The 16,876-nt window shown below is 42.3% G+C and carries 8 protein-coding genes, 2 tRNA genes and 3 rRNA genes; 9 read left to right on the top strand and 4 right to left on the bottom strand.

The genetic code is table 11. The annotated features are described in order from the left end of the window. The first annotated feature begins 170 nt into the window (after window positions 1-170). The 8 genes from ABEG20_RS00085 (at window position 171) to ABEG20_RS00120 (ending at window position 9,957) form a co-directional block, all read left to right on the top strand. The gene (locus ABEG20_RS00085; protein WP_406825391.1) at window positions 171-1,037 is read left to right on the top strand and encodes a DUF808 domain-containing protein; all 867 of its coding nucleotides are present in this window, start codon (window positions 171-173) and stop codon (window positions 1,035-1,037) included. A gap of 933 nt (window positions 1,038-1,970) precedes the next feature. Continuing rightward, a 16S ribosomal RNA gene (locus ABEG20_RS00090) occupies window positions 1,971-3,492 on the top strand. Between the two features lie 264 nt (window positions 3,493-3,756). Continuing rightward, window positions 3,757-3,834 (top strand) — tRNA-Ile (locus ABEG20_RS00095). A gap of 81 nt (window positions 3,835-3,915) precedes the next feature. Continuing rightward, window positions 3,916-3,989, top strand: a tRNA-Ala gene (locus tag ABEG20_RS00100). A 412-nt stretch (window positions 3,990-4,401) separates the two neighbouring features. Next, a 23S ribosomal RNA gene (locus ABEG20_RS00105) occupies window positions 4,402-7,276 on the top strand. A gap of 127 nt (window positions 7,277-7,403) precedes the next feature. Beyond that, a 5S ribosomal RNA gene (gene rrf / locus ABEG20_RS00110) occupies window positions 7,404-7,515 on the top strand. The 16S, 23S and 5S rRNA genes sit together here with 2 tRNA genes alongside, the layout of an rRNA operon. Before the next feature lie 206 nt (window positions 7,516-7,721). Then, complete coding sequence (locus ABEG20_RS00115) at window positions 7,722-8,015, top strand: hypothetical protein (protein WP_406825392.1); 294 nt, start codon at window positions 7,722-7,724, stop codon at window positions 8,013-8,015. Further along, window positions 7,981-9,957: a S8 family peptidase gene (locus tag ABEG20_RS00120; protein WP_406825393.1), complete on the top strand. Its 1,977-nt coding sequence runs from the start codon at window positions 7,981-7,983 to the stop codon at window positions 9,955-9,957. Before ABEG20_RS00115 ends, ABEG20_RS00120 begins: the two co-directional genes overlap by 35 nt. A gap of 170 nt (window positions 9,958-10,127) precedes the next feature. On the opposite strand, the gene ABEG20_RS00125 is transcribed toward ABEG20_RS00120, so the two are convergent. Genes ABEG20_RS00125 through ABEG20_RS00135 form a run of 3 tightly spaced genes read right to left on the bottom strand, consistent with a single transcriptional unit; the run spans window position 10,128 to window position 13,022 of the window. Further along, window positions 10,128-10,907: a polysaccharide deacetylase family protein gene (locus tag ABEG20_RS00125; RefSeq protein WP_406825394.1), complete on the bottom strand. Its 780-nt coding sequence runs from the start codon at window positions 10,905-10,907 to the stop codon at window positions 10,128-10,130. A gap of 1 nt (window position 10,908) precedes the next feature. After that, window positions 10,909-11,841 (bottom strand): glycosyltransferase family 2 protein, encoded by a 933-nt coding sequence (locus ABEG20_RS00130; protein ID WP_406825395.1) that lies wholly within the window; start codon window positions 11,839-11,841, stop codon window positions 10,909-10,911. Then, entirely contained in the window at window positions 11,838-13,022 is a 1,185-nt protein-coding gene (locus ABEG20_RS00135; RefSeq protein WP_406825396.1) for a glycosyltransferase family 87 protein, read from the bottom strand. Before ABEG20_RS00135 ends, ABEG20_RS00130 begins: the two co-directional genes overlap by 4 nt. Window positions 13,023-13,195: 173 nt before the next feature. On the opposite strand from ABEG20_RS00135, the gene ABEG20_RS00140 reads away from it, so the two are divergent. After that, on the top strand, window positions 13,196-14,164 hold the full coding sequence (locus ABEG20_RS00140; protein ID WP_406825397.1) for a phosphatidylinositol-specific phospholipase C: 969 nt from the start codon (window positions 13,196-13,198) through the stop codon (window positions 14,162-14,164). Window positions 14,165-14,290: 126 nt separating this feature from the next. Here the strand turns inward: ABEG20_RS00140 and ABEG20_RS00145 are convergent, their stop codons facing one another. Further along, window positions 14,291-16,876, bottom strand: coding sequence for an alpha-L-arabinofuranosidase C-terminal domain-containing protein (locus ABEG20_RS00145; protein ID WP_406825398.1), 2,586 nt, complete (start codon window positions 16,874-16,876; stop codon window positions 14,291-14,293).

Genomic DNA, 16,876 nt, shown 5'->3' on the forward strand with positions numbered 1-16,876 from the left:
TTCGAACAGTTTTAGTGTATTACTGTTATAATCCGTGTTAATAAATATGATTTACTTTTAAATGAACCTGGCCAGCATGGTTTCAATGCAGGTATGGGTTAAAAGATTTGGTCTGTGATCATCCAAATCTAAAAAGGAATTGATATTTTGCAACATTAATAAATTTAAATATGGCTTCTGGTTTTTTTGCAATTTTAGATGATATTGGTGCCTTAATGGACGATGTGGCTGTAACGGCGAAGGTGGCGGCTAAGAAAACGGCTGGCATTTTGGGAGATGACCTGGCAGTAAATGCAGAAAAATCGACAGGTTTCCTTTCTTCAAGAGAATTACCGGTGCTATGGGCAATCACCAAAGGTTCTTTAGTAAATAAAATCATCATTGTTCCAGTTGCCTTGCTGCTCAATGTTTTTTTTCCGGTTGCGATTAAAGTAATCCTGGTATTGGGTGGCTTGTATCTTGCCTACGAGGGAGTAGAAAAAGTTGTTGAGTATTTTTTTCATCGGTCTAAGCCTTCACATGTTGAAGCTAAAGAGGTGACTCAGGAAGGTGAAGCTGCAGAAAAGTCAAAAATCAGATCTGCTATCACTACAGATTTTATCCTGTCTGTAGAGATTGTCATTATTGCATTAGGCAGTGTTTTGGATGAAAAGCTTGTCATTCAGATCATGACTGTTTCGGTTATCGCATTATTGGCTACCATTGGCGTTTACGGTATTGTGGCACTTATTGTGAGGATGGACGACGCGGGCTACCGTTTAATGAAAGCTTCAGGTGAAAAAGGTATTTTTTCAACAATTGGTAAGATACTGGTTAAGTCACTACCCGTTATCATCAAAATATTAAGTATTGTGGGCACAATTGCACTAATATTGGTATCAGGTGGAATCTTTGCGCACAATATTGCTTTTCTACATCATATTTTCCCTTCTTTCCCCTCAATACTTCGTGAATTTGCTTTTGGATTAATAGCTGGATTAATTTTGGTAGTGCTGTTAGCTTTAGGCAAAAAACTTGTAAGCCTTATCAAGGCCTAATAGAGAAAGAATTATTAAGTTGTTTTTTAGGGTCTTTTATTACTTTTTTCAGCAAAGCAGGTTTCGTGCTACTATATAAGGATGTACCCGCTATTCGCTTCAAAGCCTCGGTTCGTTCCTCCCCTTCGTGTTTTCCGCTGCTATCGGGTTTAGGTGGGTAGGTGATCGGGAAATTTTAAAGGATACTAGACACAAACCAATCGGGTTTTCGAAGCTGATCGGTTTGGTAGGCCCGCGCTAAACACCCAATTCCTTAAAAAGTTTTAAGCGCATCAAAACTTTTTCCTGCTGAAAATCATGAACTTACATAAAAGGCAGTATTCTCCCGGAGAAAACCTTTGGATGCTGTGATATTTTTCCTACTTTTGCATCCCGCTTCGGAGGAAGGGTTTTAGTTTGAAAGGCAGGCATAGAGATACAGGGAGCGAGATTTATTTTAAAATAAATATTGCGGAAGCGGAAAAGATTGCTACCTTTGCAGCCCGGTTCGGAAGAACGGAAAGCCAGTTAAACCTGGCATATTGAAAAGCAGACAAGGAAAAAAGAAGGCTTAAAAAAATAAAATTTATTTTATTTGGAAGTTCGGAAAAGTTCCTTACCTTTGCACTCCCAACGGAAACGAAGGGCGAAAAAGTTGGAGCAGCGGATGTTGCACAAACAACAAAAAAGATTGAAACAAACGGAAACACGTTGAAGACGAATAAGACTTGAACGAACAGAAGTTTGAAGATATATAAAGACGGGCCGCGAGGCAACAACAGTCAATAAGTTCTTAAAAGAGATGTCAATGTAGCGTAGCGAGGTAATGGAGTACCGATCAAAGTACATGATTACGTAGCTTTATTTTAAAGGTGGTGTCTAACAGACAACATAAAAAAAAGAAGACTATTTTTAACAATAGTTAAAACTGGTCAGCATCTTACAACACATTTTACAATGGAGAGTTTGATCCTGGCTCAGGATGAACGCTAGCGGCAGGCCTAATACATGCAAGTCGAACGATATTTTCCAGCTTGCTGGAAGAGAAAGTGGCGCACGGGTGCGTAACGCGTATGCAACCTACCTTTATCAGGGGGATAGCCCGGAGAAATCCGGATTAATACCGCATAAAATCACAGAATAGCATTATTTAATGATCAAACATTTATGGGATAAAGATGGGCATGCGTGTCATTAGCTAGTTGGCGGGGTAACGGCCCACCAAGGCGACGATGACTAGGGGATCTGAGAGGATGACCCCCCACACTGGTACTGAGACACGGACCAGACTCCTACGGGAGGCAGCAGTAAGGAATATTGGTCAATGGAGGCAACTCTGAACCAGCCATGCCGCGTGCAGGAAGACTGCCCTATGGGTTGTAAACTGCTTTTATCCGGGAATAAACCTCTGCTCGTGAGCAGAGCTGAATGTACCGGAAGAATAAGGATCGGCTAACTCCGTGCCAGCAGCCGCGGTAATACGGAGGATCCAAGCGTTATCCGGATTTATTGGGTTTAAAGGGTGCGTAGGCGGCCTGTTAAGTCAGGGGTGAAAGACGGTAGCTCAACTATCGCAGTGCCCTTGATACTGATGGGCTTGAATGGACTAGAGGTAGGCGGAATGAGACAAGTAGCGGTGAAATGCATAGATATGTCTCAGAACACCGATTGCGAAGGCAGCTTACTATGGTCTTATTGACGCTGAGGCACGAAAGCGTGGGGATCAAACAGGATTAGATACCCTGGTAGTCCACGCCCTAAACGATGAACACTCGCTGTTGGCGATACACAGTCAGCGGCTAAGCGAAAGCGTTAAGTGTTCCACCTGGGGAGTACGCCCGCAAGGGTGAAACTCAAAGGAATTGACGGGGGCCCGCACAAGCGGAGGAGCATGTGGTTTAATTCGATGATACGCGAGGAACCTTACCCGGGCTTGAAAGTTAGTGAATGATCTAGAGATAGATCAGTGAGCAATCACACGAAACTAGGTGCTGCATGGCTGTCGTCAGCTCGTGCCGTGAGGTGTTGGGTTAAGTCCCGCAACGAGCGCAACCCCTATGTTTAGTTGCCAGCATGTAAAGGTGGGGACTCTAAACAGACTGCCTGTGCAAACAGAGAGGAAGGAGGGGACGACGTCAAGTCATCATGGCCCTTACGTCCGGGGCTACACACGTGCTACAATGGACGGTACAGAGGGCAGCTACATAGCAATATGATGCGAATCTCACAAAGCCGTTCACAGTTCGGATTGGGGTCTGCAACTCGACCCCATGAAGTTGGATTCGCTAGTAATCGCGTATCAGCAATGACGCGGTGAATACGTTCCCGGGCCTTGTACACACCGCCCGTCAAGCCATGGAAGTTGGGGGTACCTAAAGTATGTAACCGCAAGGAGCGTCCTAGGGTAAAACCGATAACTGGGGCTAAGTCGTAACAAGGTAGCCGTACCGGAAGGTGCGGCTGGAATACCTCCTTTCTGGAGTAGCACCGCCTACTCGCCACGCAACATGATATTTCGAATTAAGGTAGAATGTTAAAGCATAAAGACTAAAGCTGAAAGGCGGTTGTTGATACTTGATACTGACTACTTTAAAAACACAAGAGAAAAAAAGAAACACCCAGAAGAAAACGGTGGGCTGCTATCAAGGTAAGCTTAACGGAGACAAGAAGGGGAAGCCAAAGGAAGCAGTAGCGGTAAGATACTATATACTGCGAACAGATGCTTTACCTTAAAACAAGAAGTCCCGTAGCTCAGCCTGGTTAGAGCACTACACTGATAATGTAGGGGTCTCCAGTTCAAATCTGGACGGGACTACCATTGAAGTTTACAATTGGCGGTTTGCAGTTAACAGTTATCATAACTGGAAACTGATAACTGAACAATGGAAACTGATACTCTGGGGGATTAGCTCAGCTGGCTAGAGCGCCTGCCTTGCACGCAGGAGGTCAACGGTTCGACTCCGTTATTCTCCACCTTGGAGCTGTAAAGCTTAAAGACCAAAGCAGAAAGCTTTTAAAAAACAGAAAACACCTTATTATCGGGATCGGTAATATACATTGACATAAAGAAAAAATAAAAGAAGAAAACGCCATGGGGCACATATACAGATATAATGATATCGAAATATGAAACGGTTCGAGACCGCAGTTTTTTACTAATAAGGTTAAGCAGAGGCTTAGGCGCAGGACAATGAAACCCTCCACCTTTACACCCTCCCCCTTCAACCTTAATAAAGTTCTTTGACATATTGGAAGAAGTTAAAAAAGAAGAGCAAACAACAATAGGCGACTGTTGTGTTTGTGCTCTCCCGACGTAAAGTTGGGAATGAGACATCATAACAAGAGCAAAAAAGCATACCATATGGCGCAAAAGGCATATGAGTAGAAGAAAGTAATAAAGAGTACACGGGGGATGCCTTGGCTCTCAGAGGCGATGAAGGACGTGATAAGCTGCGATAAGCTTCGGGTATTTGCAAATAGGAATTGATCCGAAGATTTCCGAATGGGGCAACCCGGCATGTTGAAGACATGTCACATATAATGAGCAAACCTGCCGAACTGAAACATCTAAGTAAGCAGAGGAAGAGAAAATAACAATGATTTCCTGAGTAGTGGCGAGCGAAAGGGAAAGAGCCCAAACCTACCTTGTTACGGCAAAGTGGGGGTTGTAGGACTGCAACATGGCATTAGCAACCAGAAGTGGAATGGGATGGGAAGCCCAGCGATACACGGTGATAGCCCGGTACACGTATAGAATGCTAGCCTAGCAGTATCCTGAGTACCGCGAGGTCGGAGACGCCTTGTGGGAATCAGCCGGCACCATCCGGTAAGGCTAAATACTCCTGAGAGACCGATAGTGAACCAGTACCGTGAGGGAAAGGTGAAAAGAACCCCGAACAGGGGAGTGAAATAGAACCTGAAACCGTGTACTTACAAGCGGTCGGAGCTGGCAGGTCCAGTGACGGCGTGCCTTTTGCATAATGAGCCTACGAGTTACTCTTCTCTGGCAAGGTTAAGTGCTTCAGGCACGGATCCGAAGCGAAAGCGAGTCTGAATAGGGCGTATAGTCAGAGGAGGTAGACGCGAAACCTTGTGATCTACCCATGGACAGGTTGAAGGTGCGGTAACACGTACTGGAGGACCGAACCGATAAACGTTGAAAAGTTTCCGGATGATCTGTGGGTAGGGGTGAAAGGCTAATCAAACTGGGAAATAGCTCGTACTCCCCGAAATGTTTTTAGGAACAGCGTCGGTGTAGAGTTATATAGAGGTAGAGCTACTGATTGGGTGCGGGGGAGTCAAATCCTACCAAATCCAGACAAACTCCGAATGCTATATAATATAACCGGCAGTGAGGCGCGGGGTGCTAAGGTCACGCGCCGAGAGGGAAAGAACCCAGACCATCAGCTAAGGTCCCCAAGTTACAGTTAAGTTGAACTAACGAGGTCCGATTGCACAGACAGCTAGGATGTTGGCTTGGAAGCAGCCATTCATTTAAAGAGTGCGTAACAGCTCACTAGTCGAGCGATCGGGCATGGATAATAAACGGGCATTAAACTGTACACCGAAGCTATGGGATTGAAATATATCGGTAGGGGAGCATTCTATCGGCAGTGAAGGTACCTGGTAATGGGTGCTGGAGCTTATAGAAAAGCAAATGTAGGCATAAGTAACGATAAGGCGGGCGAGAAACCCGCCCACCGAAAGGATAAGGTTTCCTGATCAACGCTAATCGGATCAGGGTTAGTCGGGACCTAAGGAGAACCCGAAGGGGAAATTCGATGGACAACGGGTTAATATTCCCGTACTTTTTATAACTGCGATGTGGGGACGGAGTAGTGACACTGCCGCGATCTGACGGAATAGATCGTTAAAGGCTGTAGGTATTAGAACGGTAGGCAAATCCGCCGATCTAGCTGAGCGCTGATAGTACCGCAAGCCTTCGGGTGCGTGGATAGAGCAGGTAATCAGACTTCCAAGAAAAACCGCTAAGCTTCAGGTTATAAAAACCCGTACCGCAAACCGACACAGGTATCCGGGAAGAGGATTCTAAGGTGCTCGAGTGAATCATGGCTAAGGAACTCGGCAAAATGGCCCTGTAACTTCGGGAGAAGGGGCGCTGGCAGTAATGTCAGCCGCAGTGAAAAGGCCCAGGCGACTGTTTAACAAAAACACATGGCTTTGCAAAATCGAAAGATGAGGTATAAGGCCTGACACCTGCCCGGTGCTGGAAGGTTAAGAGGGGATGTCATCGTAAGAGAAGCATTGAATCGAAGCCCCAGTAAACGGCGGCCGTAACTATAACGGTCCTAAGGTAGCGAAATTCCTTGTCGGGTAAGTTCCGACCTGCACGAATGGTGTAACGATCTGGGCGCTGTCTCAGCCATGAGCTCGGTGAAATTGTGGTCCCGGTGAAGACGCCGGGTACCCGCAACGGGACGGAAAGACCCCATGCACCTTCACTACAATTTAACATTGACATTGGATACAGGATGTGTAGGATAGGTGGGAGGCTTTGAAGCGGCGTCGCTAGGCGTCGTGGAGCCAACGTTGAAATACCACCCTTTCTGTATTCGGTGTCTAATCCTTCAAAGAGGGAGACATTGTTTGATGGGTAGTTTGACTGGGGTGGTCGCCTCCAAAAAGGTAACGGAGGCTTTCAAAGGTAAGCTCAGTACGCTTGGTAACCGTACGCGGAGTGCAATAGCATAAGCTTGCTTGACTGTGAGACATACAGGTCGATCAGGGTCGAAAGACGGATATAGTGATCCGGTGGTTCTGCATGGAAGGGCCATCGCTCAAAGGATAAAAGGTACGCTGGGGATAACAGGCTGATCTCCCCCAAGAGCTCATATCGACGGGGAGGTTTGGCACCTCGATGTCGGCTCGTCACATCCTGGGGCTGGAGAAGGTCCCAAGGGTTCGGCTGTTCGCCGATTAAAGTGGCACGCGAGCTGGGTTCAGAACGTCGCGAGACAGTTCGGTCCCTATCTGTTGTGGGCGTAGGAATTTTGAGTGGGGCTGACCTTAGTACGAGAGGACCGGGTTGGACCAGCCTCTAGTGAATCTGTTGTTCCGCCAGGGGCATTGCAGAGTAGCTACGCTGGGAATAGATAAGCGCTGAAAGCATCTAAGTGCGAAACTAGCCACGAGATGAGAATTCCATATAGGACCGTAGCAGACTACTACGTTGATAGGCTACAGATGTAAAGCTGGTGACAGCACAGTCGAGTAGTACTAATCATCCGAAGCTTTCAAAGCAAACAGACTGTTGTTTGTTCTTCAAACTAACTTCTTTCAATAATATGTCACTGTTTAGCGTATAGCGCTGAGCGTACAGCGGTAAACGCCTGACGCGAAACGCCAACCGCTCAACATTAAAAATATTCAGGTGCCTATATCGGTGGTGTCCACCTCTTCCCATTCCGAACAGAGAAGTTAAGCCCACCAGAGCCGATGGTACTGCGGTAACACGTGGGAGAGTAGGTCGGTGCCAGATCTTAAAAGAAACCCTTCAGCAGAAATGTTGAAGGGTTTTCTTCGTTTACAGGGGTTTGGGCAGCGGGCGGTTTCACACCATTGAGGGGTTAAGGAAAGTCAAGTTAGCTGCATCTGCCGAACACACGGATATCCGCAGAGACCATACATCATCGTTTATCCATCTTACGTTGCTATTCTTCTTCGGTCCCAGGTTAAATAGCCCTGATGGGAGCGGCATCCCTTTTGGGCGGGTTAATTTGCCTAACAGATCAGATTTCCCAAAAGGATAAAGCGTACAGCAGGACAGGCCCCAGCCCATACACACAGGAAACTGCGCTTCAAAAACAGAATGTTTTTACACTATCGTGGAGTGCAGAAAAGTTAAGGGATTATTCCATTACGCTGATCTCCTCACAGCCCATTCCATCATCGTTTATCCATCTTAAGTTGCTATTCTTCTTCGGTCCCGGGTTAAATAGCCCTGATGGGAGCGGCATCCCTTTTGAGCGGGTTAATTAGCCTAACAGATCAGGTTTCCCAAAAGGATAAAGCGTACAGCAGGGCAGGCCCCAGCCCATACACACAGGAAACTGCGCTTCAAAAACAGAAGAATACTCTTGTTAAAAGATGTGAAAACTTTCATCCTGAAAGTAATAAAACCGTATTATTGCAGTATTACGTACATGTTATGATGATGAATGTGAATCTTAAGAAATTAATTTTTCTTGTTTTTATTTTGGGCTTAAATTTTAATGTTTTTGCACAAAGTAAGAATGTACAACTCCCTGCAAATTGGTTTAACCTCGATTTACAGGAGAATGGATATTTTGGTATTAGTACGGAGAAAGCTTATCGTGAACTCCTAAAGGATAAAAAACCAAAACAAAATGTTATTGTGGCGGTAATTGATGGTGGTGTAGATATCAATCATCCGGATTTGCAAAGTGTATTATGGACCAATAAAAAGGAGATTCCTGGAAATGGAATAGACGATGACGGCAATGGTTATATTGATGATATCCATGGCTGGAATTTTATCGGTTCTAAAAAAGGTAATCTGGAGTTCGATAATTTAGAACTGGTTCGTTTATTAAGAATTTACACTCCAAAATATCAATCAACAACCAATTTAACTCCTCTGGATAGTGCACAAAAGGAAGAATTTAAACTGTATAAGAAAATGGTTGGCGATTTCGGTAAAAAATACGAAGATGCCAGCAATACTTTTTCTGTTTTGTTTGCCATAAACAAAGTTTTGGATTCTGTAGCTAAGATCAATAAAAAAGAAATGCCAACGATGGCGGATATCGATCAGTATAAGCCTGATGATGAAACGGAAGAGCAGGTAAAAACAATTATCAGAAAGGGTGCGAGGGAAGATGGTAGTTTCGAGAAATTTTATAAGAACATAAAGGAGGGGTACAAGCAATATGATGCGATGCTGAAGTATAACCTGAACCCTAAATATGATATGCGCGCTGAACTGGTTGGCGATGATTATAGTAATGCTTACCAAAAGGATTATGGAAACAACGATGTTAAAGGTCCCGATGCTTTTCATGGTACGCACGTATCGGGAATTATTGGTGCTGATCGTACCAATTCTACTGGTATTTTGGGTGTAGCCAATCATGTCAGTATTATGGCGATCAGGGTAGTGCCCACGGGTGATGAACGTGATAAAGATGTAGCCAACGGCATCAGGTATGCCATTGATAACGGTGCTAAGGTAATTAATATGAGTTTTGGCAAAAGTTACAAGTGGGATAAAAAAGCCGTAGATTCTGCGGTTAAATATGCCGAAAGCAAAGGGGTATTATTGGTGCATGCCGCAGGGAACGATAACCAGAACAATGATGTAGAAGAAAATTTCCCCAATAAGTTTTTTGACAGTAAAGAGGCAGAAATTTACAAAGAAGCCAATAAAAAACCGAGTAAACCAGATTTTACGCCACCTAAGCCTATGGCACAAAATAACGGAATGGGCATGAGGCCACCCTATAACCGATCTACATTTGTAAAACCTGTTCCAATAGACTCCGCAAAGTTTAATCTGCCGCATGCCAATAACTGGATTGAAGTAGGTGCAAGCGCTTATAAAGATGATGATAACCTGAAAGCTGATTTCTCTAATTATGGTAAGTACAGCGTTGATGTTTTTGCCCCAGGGTTTTTGATCAAATCGACTGTTCCTGATAACAAATATGAAGAGGCTGATGGGACGAGTATGGCTTCTCCTGTTGTGGCTGGCTTGGCTGCTTTAATCTTAAGCTATTACCCTGATTTAAAACCAGCACAGGTAAGAGAGATTATCATAAAATCTGTTTCGAAAGTAGCACACAAGATAAAATACAAGAATGATAGAGGGGAGAATACCCGCGTACTTTTTAGCGAAATTTGTGTGAGCGGAGGGATTGTGAATGCTTATAACGCACTTAAATTGGCAGAGACGTATAAATAAAAAAGAGGCATTTGGTTTTTTTGAAGCGCAGGGGCATTACAGCTATCAAGGTTTGTTCCCGTGCTCCGCTGTATCCCCTCGCTGCACTTTCGGGGATGCCGCTTCGCCCGGGGCTAAACACTCCGGAAAATGCCCTGAATGTTAAGCGAAAGAATACATTTAATAAAAAACTAAGATTTCAGGGTTTTAATAAACTCCTGAAAGGTGCCAAATCGATAATTTTTACGCTTCATCCAGGAAATGAGTATTTCCATACGCTCAATCATTTTTACACCCGTATTTTTTCTTACATAACCGGGGAAACCAAAACGTTCGAAATCATTTAAATCGGTAAATTCCCAGGGATGGAAATAGATATTCAGGTATTTATCCTTTTTATAAGTCCAGCTGGCTAATGTTTTGTAAATGCTTAAAGGCAGATTGTGGAAAGAGAGCCAGAATAGCGGGAAGCGAACCATCGGGCTAACAGAAGCAGGGATCTGCAAAACGTTATCTTTAATAAAATGCGTTCGCGAAATATTAAAATTATTATAGCGTCCGGGCAGGTAAGTTGGATTGATGGATGTATTGTAGGTGTATCCTGCCTTCTCAATCTCCTTTTCATCAACTGGCATCATTCTCGCCATGCGGTAACCGATAATTTCTTTACCTGAAAGTTCTTCGAGCTTTAGCTTTGACTGAAGCAAATGTTCGGGTTTAAAATTGGAATGATAATAACCGTGCGAAGCGAGTTCGTGCCCTGTTTCCGTAATCCGCTTAATCAGATCCGGAATATTTTCAGCGAAAGTAACCGTGCAGAAAAAAGTAGCTTTCACACTAAATTTATCCAAAAGGTCTAAAATAGCGATAGTACCTGCTCTCGAAATGGCAATCTGATCTTCAAAAGAGATTGCTTTCCCATATTCGAAAGGCATGTCAAACTCTTCGATATCAAAACTTAACAGTACCATTTTATTTTTGCTGAATATTGGTTGAACGGATAATATAATTCGGGCGGTTTTTAGTTTGCATAAACATTTTACCTACGTAAATGCCTATAATGCCCAATATAATGAGCTGTAGTCCGCCAAAAAAAACGATAGTCATAATTACCGATGCCCAGCCAGAAACTTCTACATGGTTTACAAAGGCGTAGATAATATACGGCACATAAAGCACAGAGGCAAAAGACAGGATAAAACCCAGGTAGACTGCTGTGTAAAGTGGCTTGATGCTAAAAGAAGTTACGCCATGCAGGGCTAGCCTAAGCATTTTTTTGAGGGTGTATTTACTTTTACCTGAAAAACGCGCAGCCGGATTATATTGAATAGCGTATTGCTTAAATCCGAGCCATTTTACCAGGCCACGAAGAAATGGTTCATTTTCATGAAAATTACGGAAAACATTAACCACCCGCTGATCGAGCAGTCGGAAATCTGCCGCCCCAGGCTCTAAATCAATATCAGAAAGCCAGTTTAATACTTTATAAAACAGGCTTGATGAGCTTCTTTTGCCTTTTGATAAATTTTTATCTTCTTCGCGAATGGTATAAACTACCTCATAACCCGCTTCCCATTTTGCAATCATGTCGGGAATCAATTCCGGAGGATGTTGCATATCGCAATCCATAGAAATCACACAATCACCAAAAGCATGGTCCATGCCAGCTTTAACAGCCAGTTGGTGACCGAAATTCTTCGAAAATTCCAGGAAAAATATATTACTTGCCGTTGAGGCGTAATCCTTAATTTTGTCAAGCGTGTGATCGGCACTACCATCATCCACCAGTATAATTTCGTAGGCATAATTGATGGTCGAAAAAACTTGTTTAATACTTTCGGCAATTACAAAAATATTATCGGCTTCGTTGTAGGCAGGGATTACTATAGAAACTAATTTATTCATTTATCGGAAATCAGATAAGACTCAAAATCTTCTTTCATCATTTGATAGATTATGGTTAGCCAAATGATAACGCAAGGTAGGGCTTTAAGCGAATATAGACGAATAAATTCTTTAACCGGCCTGGGGAAAATATCGGTTGGCGATAAGCTGGTTAATATAAACGCAAAAATAAACAAGGCTATTATCCACCCTTTTTTGGGGTTTTGCTGCACCATAAACCAAATGGCAATGCCTGCAAAAGCGATAATATAGGTGGGCGATTCGGAACCGCTGCTAAATATAACGGTAAAAATAAGCGTCGATGCCAATAACATTAACCTAAAGGCAATATGTTTATATTGTTTAATCCGTAAATAGGGCAAACCAAAAAGTATAATACCAACTAATAAAAACGGCGCATTCGGAATGTTTACATTACCTGTTGCTCTTCTTACTATTCCCATTAAAGAAATATCCTGAAAAGAAGTTAACGAGGCATTTAAATCATTTTTATGAGCAAGGGAATTATACCAGTCGCTATAGGATTGCATGACAAAAGCCGGCGAGGAAATGACCATTGGCAATGCAAACAACCCCACAAATGCAATAAAACAGCCTAAAACAAATTTTAACTTATTTTTTGTGAAAAAGAAAAATGCCAGTCCAACAATGCCATAAAGTTTAATCAACGTGCCTAAGGCAATAAAAAAAGCAGACTGTACTTCTTTCTTTTTAATCAGATAAGAGAAACTAAGCAATATTAATCCAGTCAGGGCGATGTTAAACTGGAAACTGAAAAGTGCGGTTAAGGTTTCATGTGCACAGATCCACGCTATGATTGTTCGCTTGTTAAGGGATATGGGGAGGCTGTAAATGCCCCAGAGTAATATAGTTACATTAGCTATGTTCCACAATATACAACCCAGGCCGTCAGGCAATAAGGCAAAAGGCGCTATGAAAATAGAAAATACAGGCCCGTAATGGTTACTGTCCTGGTATTCGGGATAATTATTATATAAATTCTGCAAGTCTACAGTATGCCAGTAAACATATTTGAAGATCAGGTAATTATTGTATGAATAATGGTGATATTGTTTGAAACCAGCTACCAAAGCCAGTATGAGATAAACAGCAAATACGCATTGCTTTTTTAAAAGTAATGAAGACAGTTTGCCAAGATTATTTTTTGTGAAAAAGTTCATTATAATTTGAGGCCGCAATATAACTATTTCGTTACGTCAATACGAAATAGATCATCGGACTAGCCAGACAATATTAACTAATTATGAAATTATTTACGGAATATCGATTTAGTAAATCATTTTACTAGTTTTAGTAACCTGAACCAAATAAATCATCAATCTTAAAAAAAACTATGAAAAAATTACAATTGCCGCTTTTTGTAGCCCTGGTACTAACCTTTAGTGCCTGTAAAAAAGAACAACAAGAGACTGAAAAATTTTCAGGGCCGAAACTTAAAGAAAATGTAAATCCAGGTACGGCTTTATCAACGCTTTCGCTTAATAGCTGGATGAGCTTACTTGCCGATCAAAATAGCATAGCGCTCATTTCTATCCCAGGTACGCACGATTCTGGCGCTACCATCGAGCCAATTTCAGGCACGGCTAAATGTCAGAACCTAAGTATAACCGATCAGCTAAATGCAGGCGTTCGTTATCTGGATATCCGCTGCCGGCATATCGATAATTCTTTTGCCATTCATCATGGAGCCATTTATCAAAATCTTAATTTTAATGATGTGCTGAATGCCTGTATCAATTTTCTGAACACTCACCCAACAGAAGCCATTATTATGAGCGTAAAAGAAGAACATACCCCATCGAACAATAGCCGTTCTTTTGAACAAACATTCGATAGTTATGTACAGCAAAATCCCGGCAAGTGGGACTTGGGAAACAACATTCCTACTTTGGGCAGTATCCGTGGAAAAATCAGGTTGTTGAGAAGATTTTCCGGATCATCGCCAAAAGGAATCGATGCTACGGCCTGGGCCGATAATACCACATTTGAGATCAATAACAGCGCTGCAAATTTGAAGGTTCAGGATTTTTACAATGTTAATGATGTAAATACCAAGTGGGCGAGAATCGAAACCTTGTTAAATGAATCCAAAAATGATACTTCGAATAAACTTTACCTGAACTATGCAAGTGGTTATAAAGCTGGTGTATTCAGTATCCCCAGCATTACTACGGTATCCAATTCGGTAAACCCAAAAATCACAACCTTTTTTACCAATAATAACCATGGTAAATTTGGTATTATTCCACTTGATTTTGTTGATTCTGGCAGAAGTCAATTAATCATTAATACAAATTTCTAATATTAACGCAGCGATTTATTGGTTCAGTTTGAGTTAAAGAGGATGCACAGCTTAATCAGCTAAAGTGCATCCTTAATACATACTGTTTCCTATTATATAGATTGTTAATGGGTTTTATATTTCCTGTTACTTAACATTAATCGGTTTAAATCTTAAAACCGTAAATGAATAAGCTGGTAGCTCAAGGTGTTCGGTTGACTCGGTACTGATTATTTTAATAACCGGAACAGCTTTCTTATCATTTGGTTTACCCGAGAGAACGGTTTTAACGGCATTTTTTTCGAGTTGTTGCGGATTGAAATCAAGCGAGGTGTTCACGGTAACCGGAAGCAGGTTAACCAGTTTAATGATCAAATCTCCGGTTTTGGCATCTTTAACCATCGAACAGGCCATCCGCTTATTTACGTTTTCCTGGTTTGAAGAAAGAACCACAGTTGATGGGATATATTGATCACCGGCATTTTGTCCGTATAATTGTTGTACAAAATAGCCTGTTGTGGGTTTTACCTCCGCGTTGTTAAAATAAATCAGGTCAGGATTCCACTGCGTATGCCCCTCTTTAGCGATAAGCGGGGCATAAGATGCCATACTCACCACATCACCATTGCGCTCCAGTGAAAGGAGATACAGTGCTTCAGCAAGTGAAGTTTCCAGGTTTGTTCTATTGCCACCAGGTAAACTAGCAGCATATTCGCCCAGGTAAACTTTAGATTTAGACCGATCGTAACTGTCGTAAAAATTTTGATTATTGATAAACCAACCAGGCGATTGGTAATAATGTTCGTCGATAATTGGAACATTAAGGTTTGATGCAATTTGCCAGCCAGCTTCATAATCGGTTCCTTCGTAAAACGGACCTGCCGTACCAATAATTGTAATTTCAGGATGCGATTTTTTTAGTGCTTTATAGATCATGGTAAACCGTTCAGCAAATACTTCTGTAATCTGGTCTTCATTACCAATGCCTATATACTTTAGGTTAAATGGCTTTGGGTGACCTGCTTCTGCACGTTTCTTCCCCCATTCGGTTTTTACATCGCCATTGGCATATTCTATTAAATCTACGATATCCTGTATATATTGTCCCATTTCACTCATGGGTATACCACCCTGTTGGCCACCACCACCTGTACCTGAATTTTGGCAGGGTACACCGGCAGCTACTACCGGAACGGGTACAGCACCAATATCTTCGCAGAACTGGAAATATTCATAATAACCAAGTCCCATGGTTTGATGGTAGCCCCAAAGGTTTCGGTCTGGTTTACGCGCAGCTAAGGGACCTATTGAATTTTTCCATTTGTAAATGTTGGCAATGCCATCGCCATGCGCCAGGCAACCTCCCGGAAAACGTACAAAACGAGGGTGTATATCTCCAATGGTTTGAGCGAGATCTGCCCTTAACCCATTTTTTCGGCCTTTAAAAGTATTTCTTGGAAATAATGAAACCATATCAATTGCAATACGTCCCGGATTACCCATCACGATTTCGAGTTTTGCATCGGTCACATCTGCAGAAGATACCAAAGTTAATGCTGCTGTTTTCCAGTTACTTGAGGTGATGCTTAAATTTGATTTAGCCAAAATCCCCTGTTTATCACTTATCAGCCTTACTTCGAGATTCATCTTTTTTATATTCAATAACTTTGCTGATAACGAAAAATCATAAGTTTCGCCTTTTTTCAATGCTATTCCATCAAAACCACTATTAAGAATGGATGCTCCGGTAAGGGGGACATCTAAAACTGCATAATGCGGATTATTGGCATGAACTGGCGAAATTGAATCTATTTTCATGGTCGCGCGATCACCTTTTAATGTCCAGGCATAACTGCTGTTCCAGTTTTGGTCGTTGTATTCTTTATCACGGGGGTGATATTCAAAATCACGGTTCTGAATCAGTTCGGCATACAGACCGCCATCGGCTGCATAATTTAAATCTTCGAAAAACACACCTGTTAGCATATTGCTGATTGCTTTTGCTTTATCAGGTTGAAAAGTTATTTTTGCTTCCACATTTTTAAGCCCTGCAAAACGCTGTGCATCATCCAGGGTAGTTTCCCTGTCCTGTTTGTTTTTATAATCTTTTAGTTCGTATGCTTTTTTTAAGCCCAGAATAACTTTCCATGGTAAACGGTGTACCTGTCCATTGCCTGTATTAGCCAGATTGACCGATGTACCTCTATTTACATAAGCTGAAGCGGGAACTTCTTTCACAGGGCTGTAATGGCTTAAATCATTGGTTTTGGTCTGGAAATATTTTCCATTGGCATCTGTATAGGTTACAGTATATTCATCAAGATTACGGTTATAGGTAATAACTGGGCGTAACACGTTTTTACCCTGATTTACATAGGGATAACTTTGTGGATTCCAGTTGATCAAATCTGTTGAACTTGAGGTTGCAAACTGTAATGTGCGGTCGTTCAGGCTCCAAATACATACCCAAAGTCCATTTTTGCCCTGAATAAGAAAAGGCGTAATCATTTTTTTTTCGCTTCCCCACCGGCCATAATCACTTTTTAAAAAGGTATAATCATTTCCTATTGGTGTCCAGTTTTGTCGATCCAAACTCCAGGCAAACCGAAGTCCGTTGGCATTATAGGCAAATAAGTAGGCCGAATCAGGCTCGTTGGCTATTTTTTTATTTGTAGCCAGTACTTGGGTTGCCAAGAAGAACAGTACGGCAAAAAGCCAAAATTTTCTTTCCAT

The sequence above is a fragment of the Pedobacter sp. KACC 23697 genome (genome assembly GCF_045348445.1).
GTDB lineage: Bacteria > Bacteroidota > Bacteroidia > Sphingobacteriales > Sphingobacteriaceae > Pedobacter.

Coding starts and splice junctions, on each gene's coding strand:
- ABEG20_RS00130 (WP_406825395.1), bottom strand. CDS start 11,841: ATGAATAAATTAGTTTCTATAGTAATCCCTGCCTACAACGAAGCCGAT.
- ABEG20_RS00145 (WP_406825398.1), bottom strand. CDS start 16,876: ATGGAAAGAAAATTTTGGCTTTTTGCCGTACTGTTCTTCTTGGCAACC.
- ABEG20_RS00135 (WP_406825396.1), bottom strand. CDS start 13,022: ATGAACTTTTTCACAAAAAATAATCTTGGCAAACTGTCTTCATTACTT.
- ABEG20_RS00120 (WP_406825393.1), top strand. CDS start 7,981: ATGGGAGCGGCATCCCTTTTGAGCGGGTTAATTAGCCTAACAGATCAG.
- ABEG20_RS00140 (WP_406825397.1), top strand. CDS start 13,196: ATGAAAAAATTACAATTGCCGCTTTTTGTAGCCCTGGTACTAACCTTT.
- ABEG20_RS00125 (WP_406825394.1), bottom strand. CDS start 10,907: ATGGTACTGTTAAGTTTTGATATCGAAGAGTTTGACATGCCTTTCGAA.
- ABEG20_RS00085 (WP_406825391.1), top strand. CDS start 171: ATGGCTTCTGGTTTTTTTGCAATTTTAGATGATATTGGTGCCTTAATG.
- ABEG20_RS00115 (WP_406825392.1), top strand. CDS start 7,722: ATGGGAGCGGCATCCCTTTTGGGCGGGTTAATTTGCCTAACAGATCAG.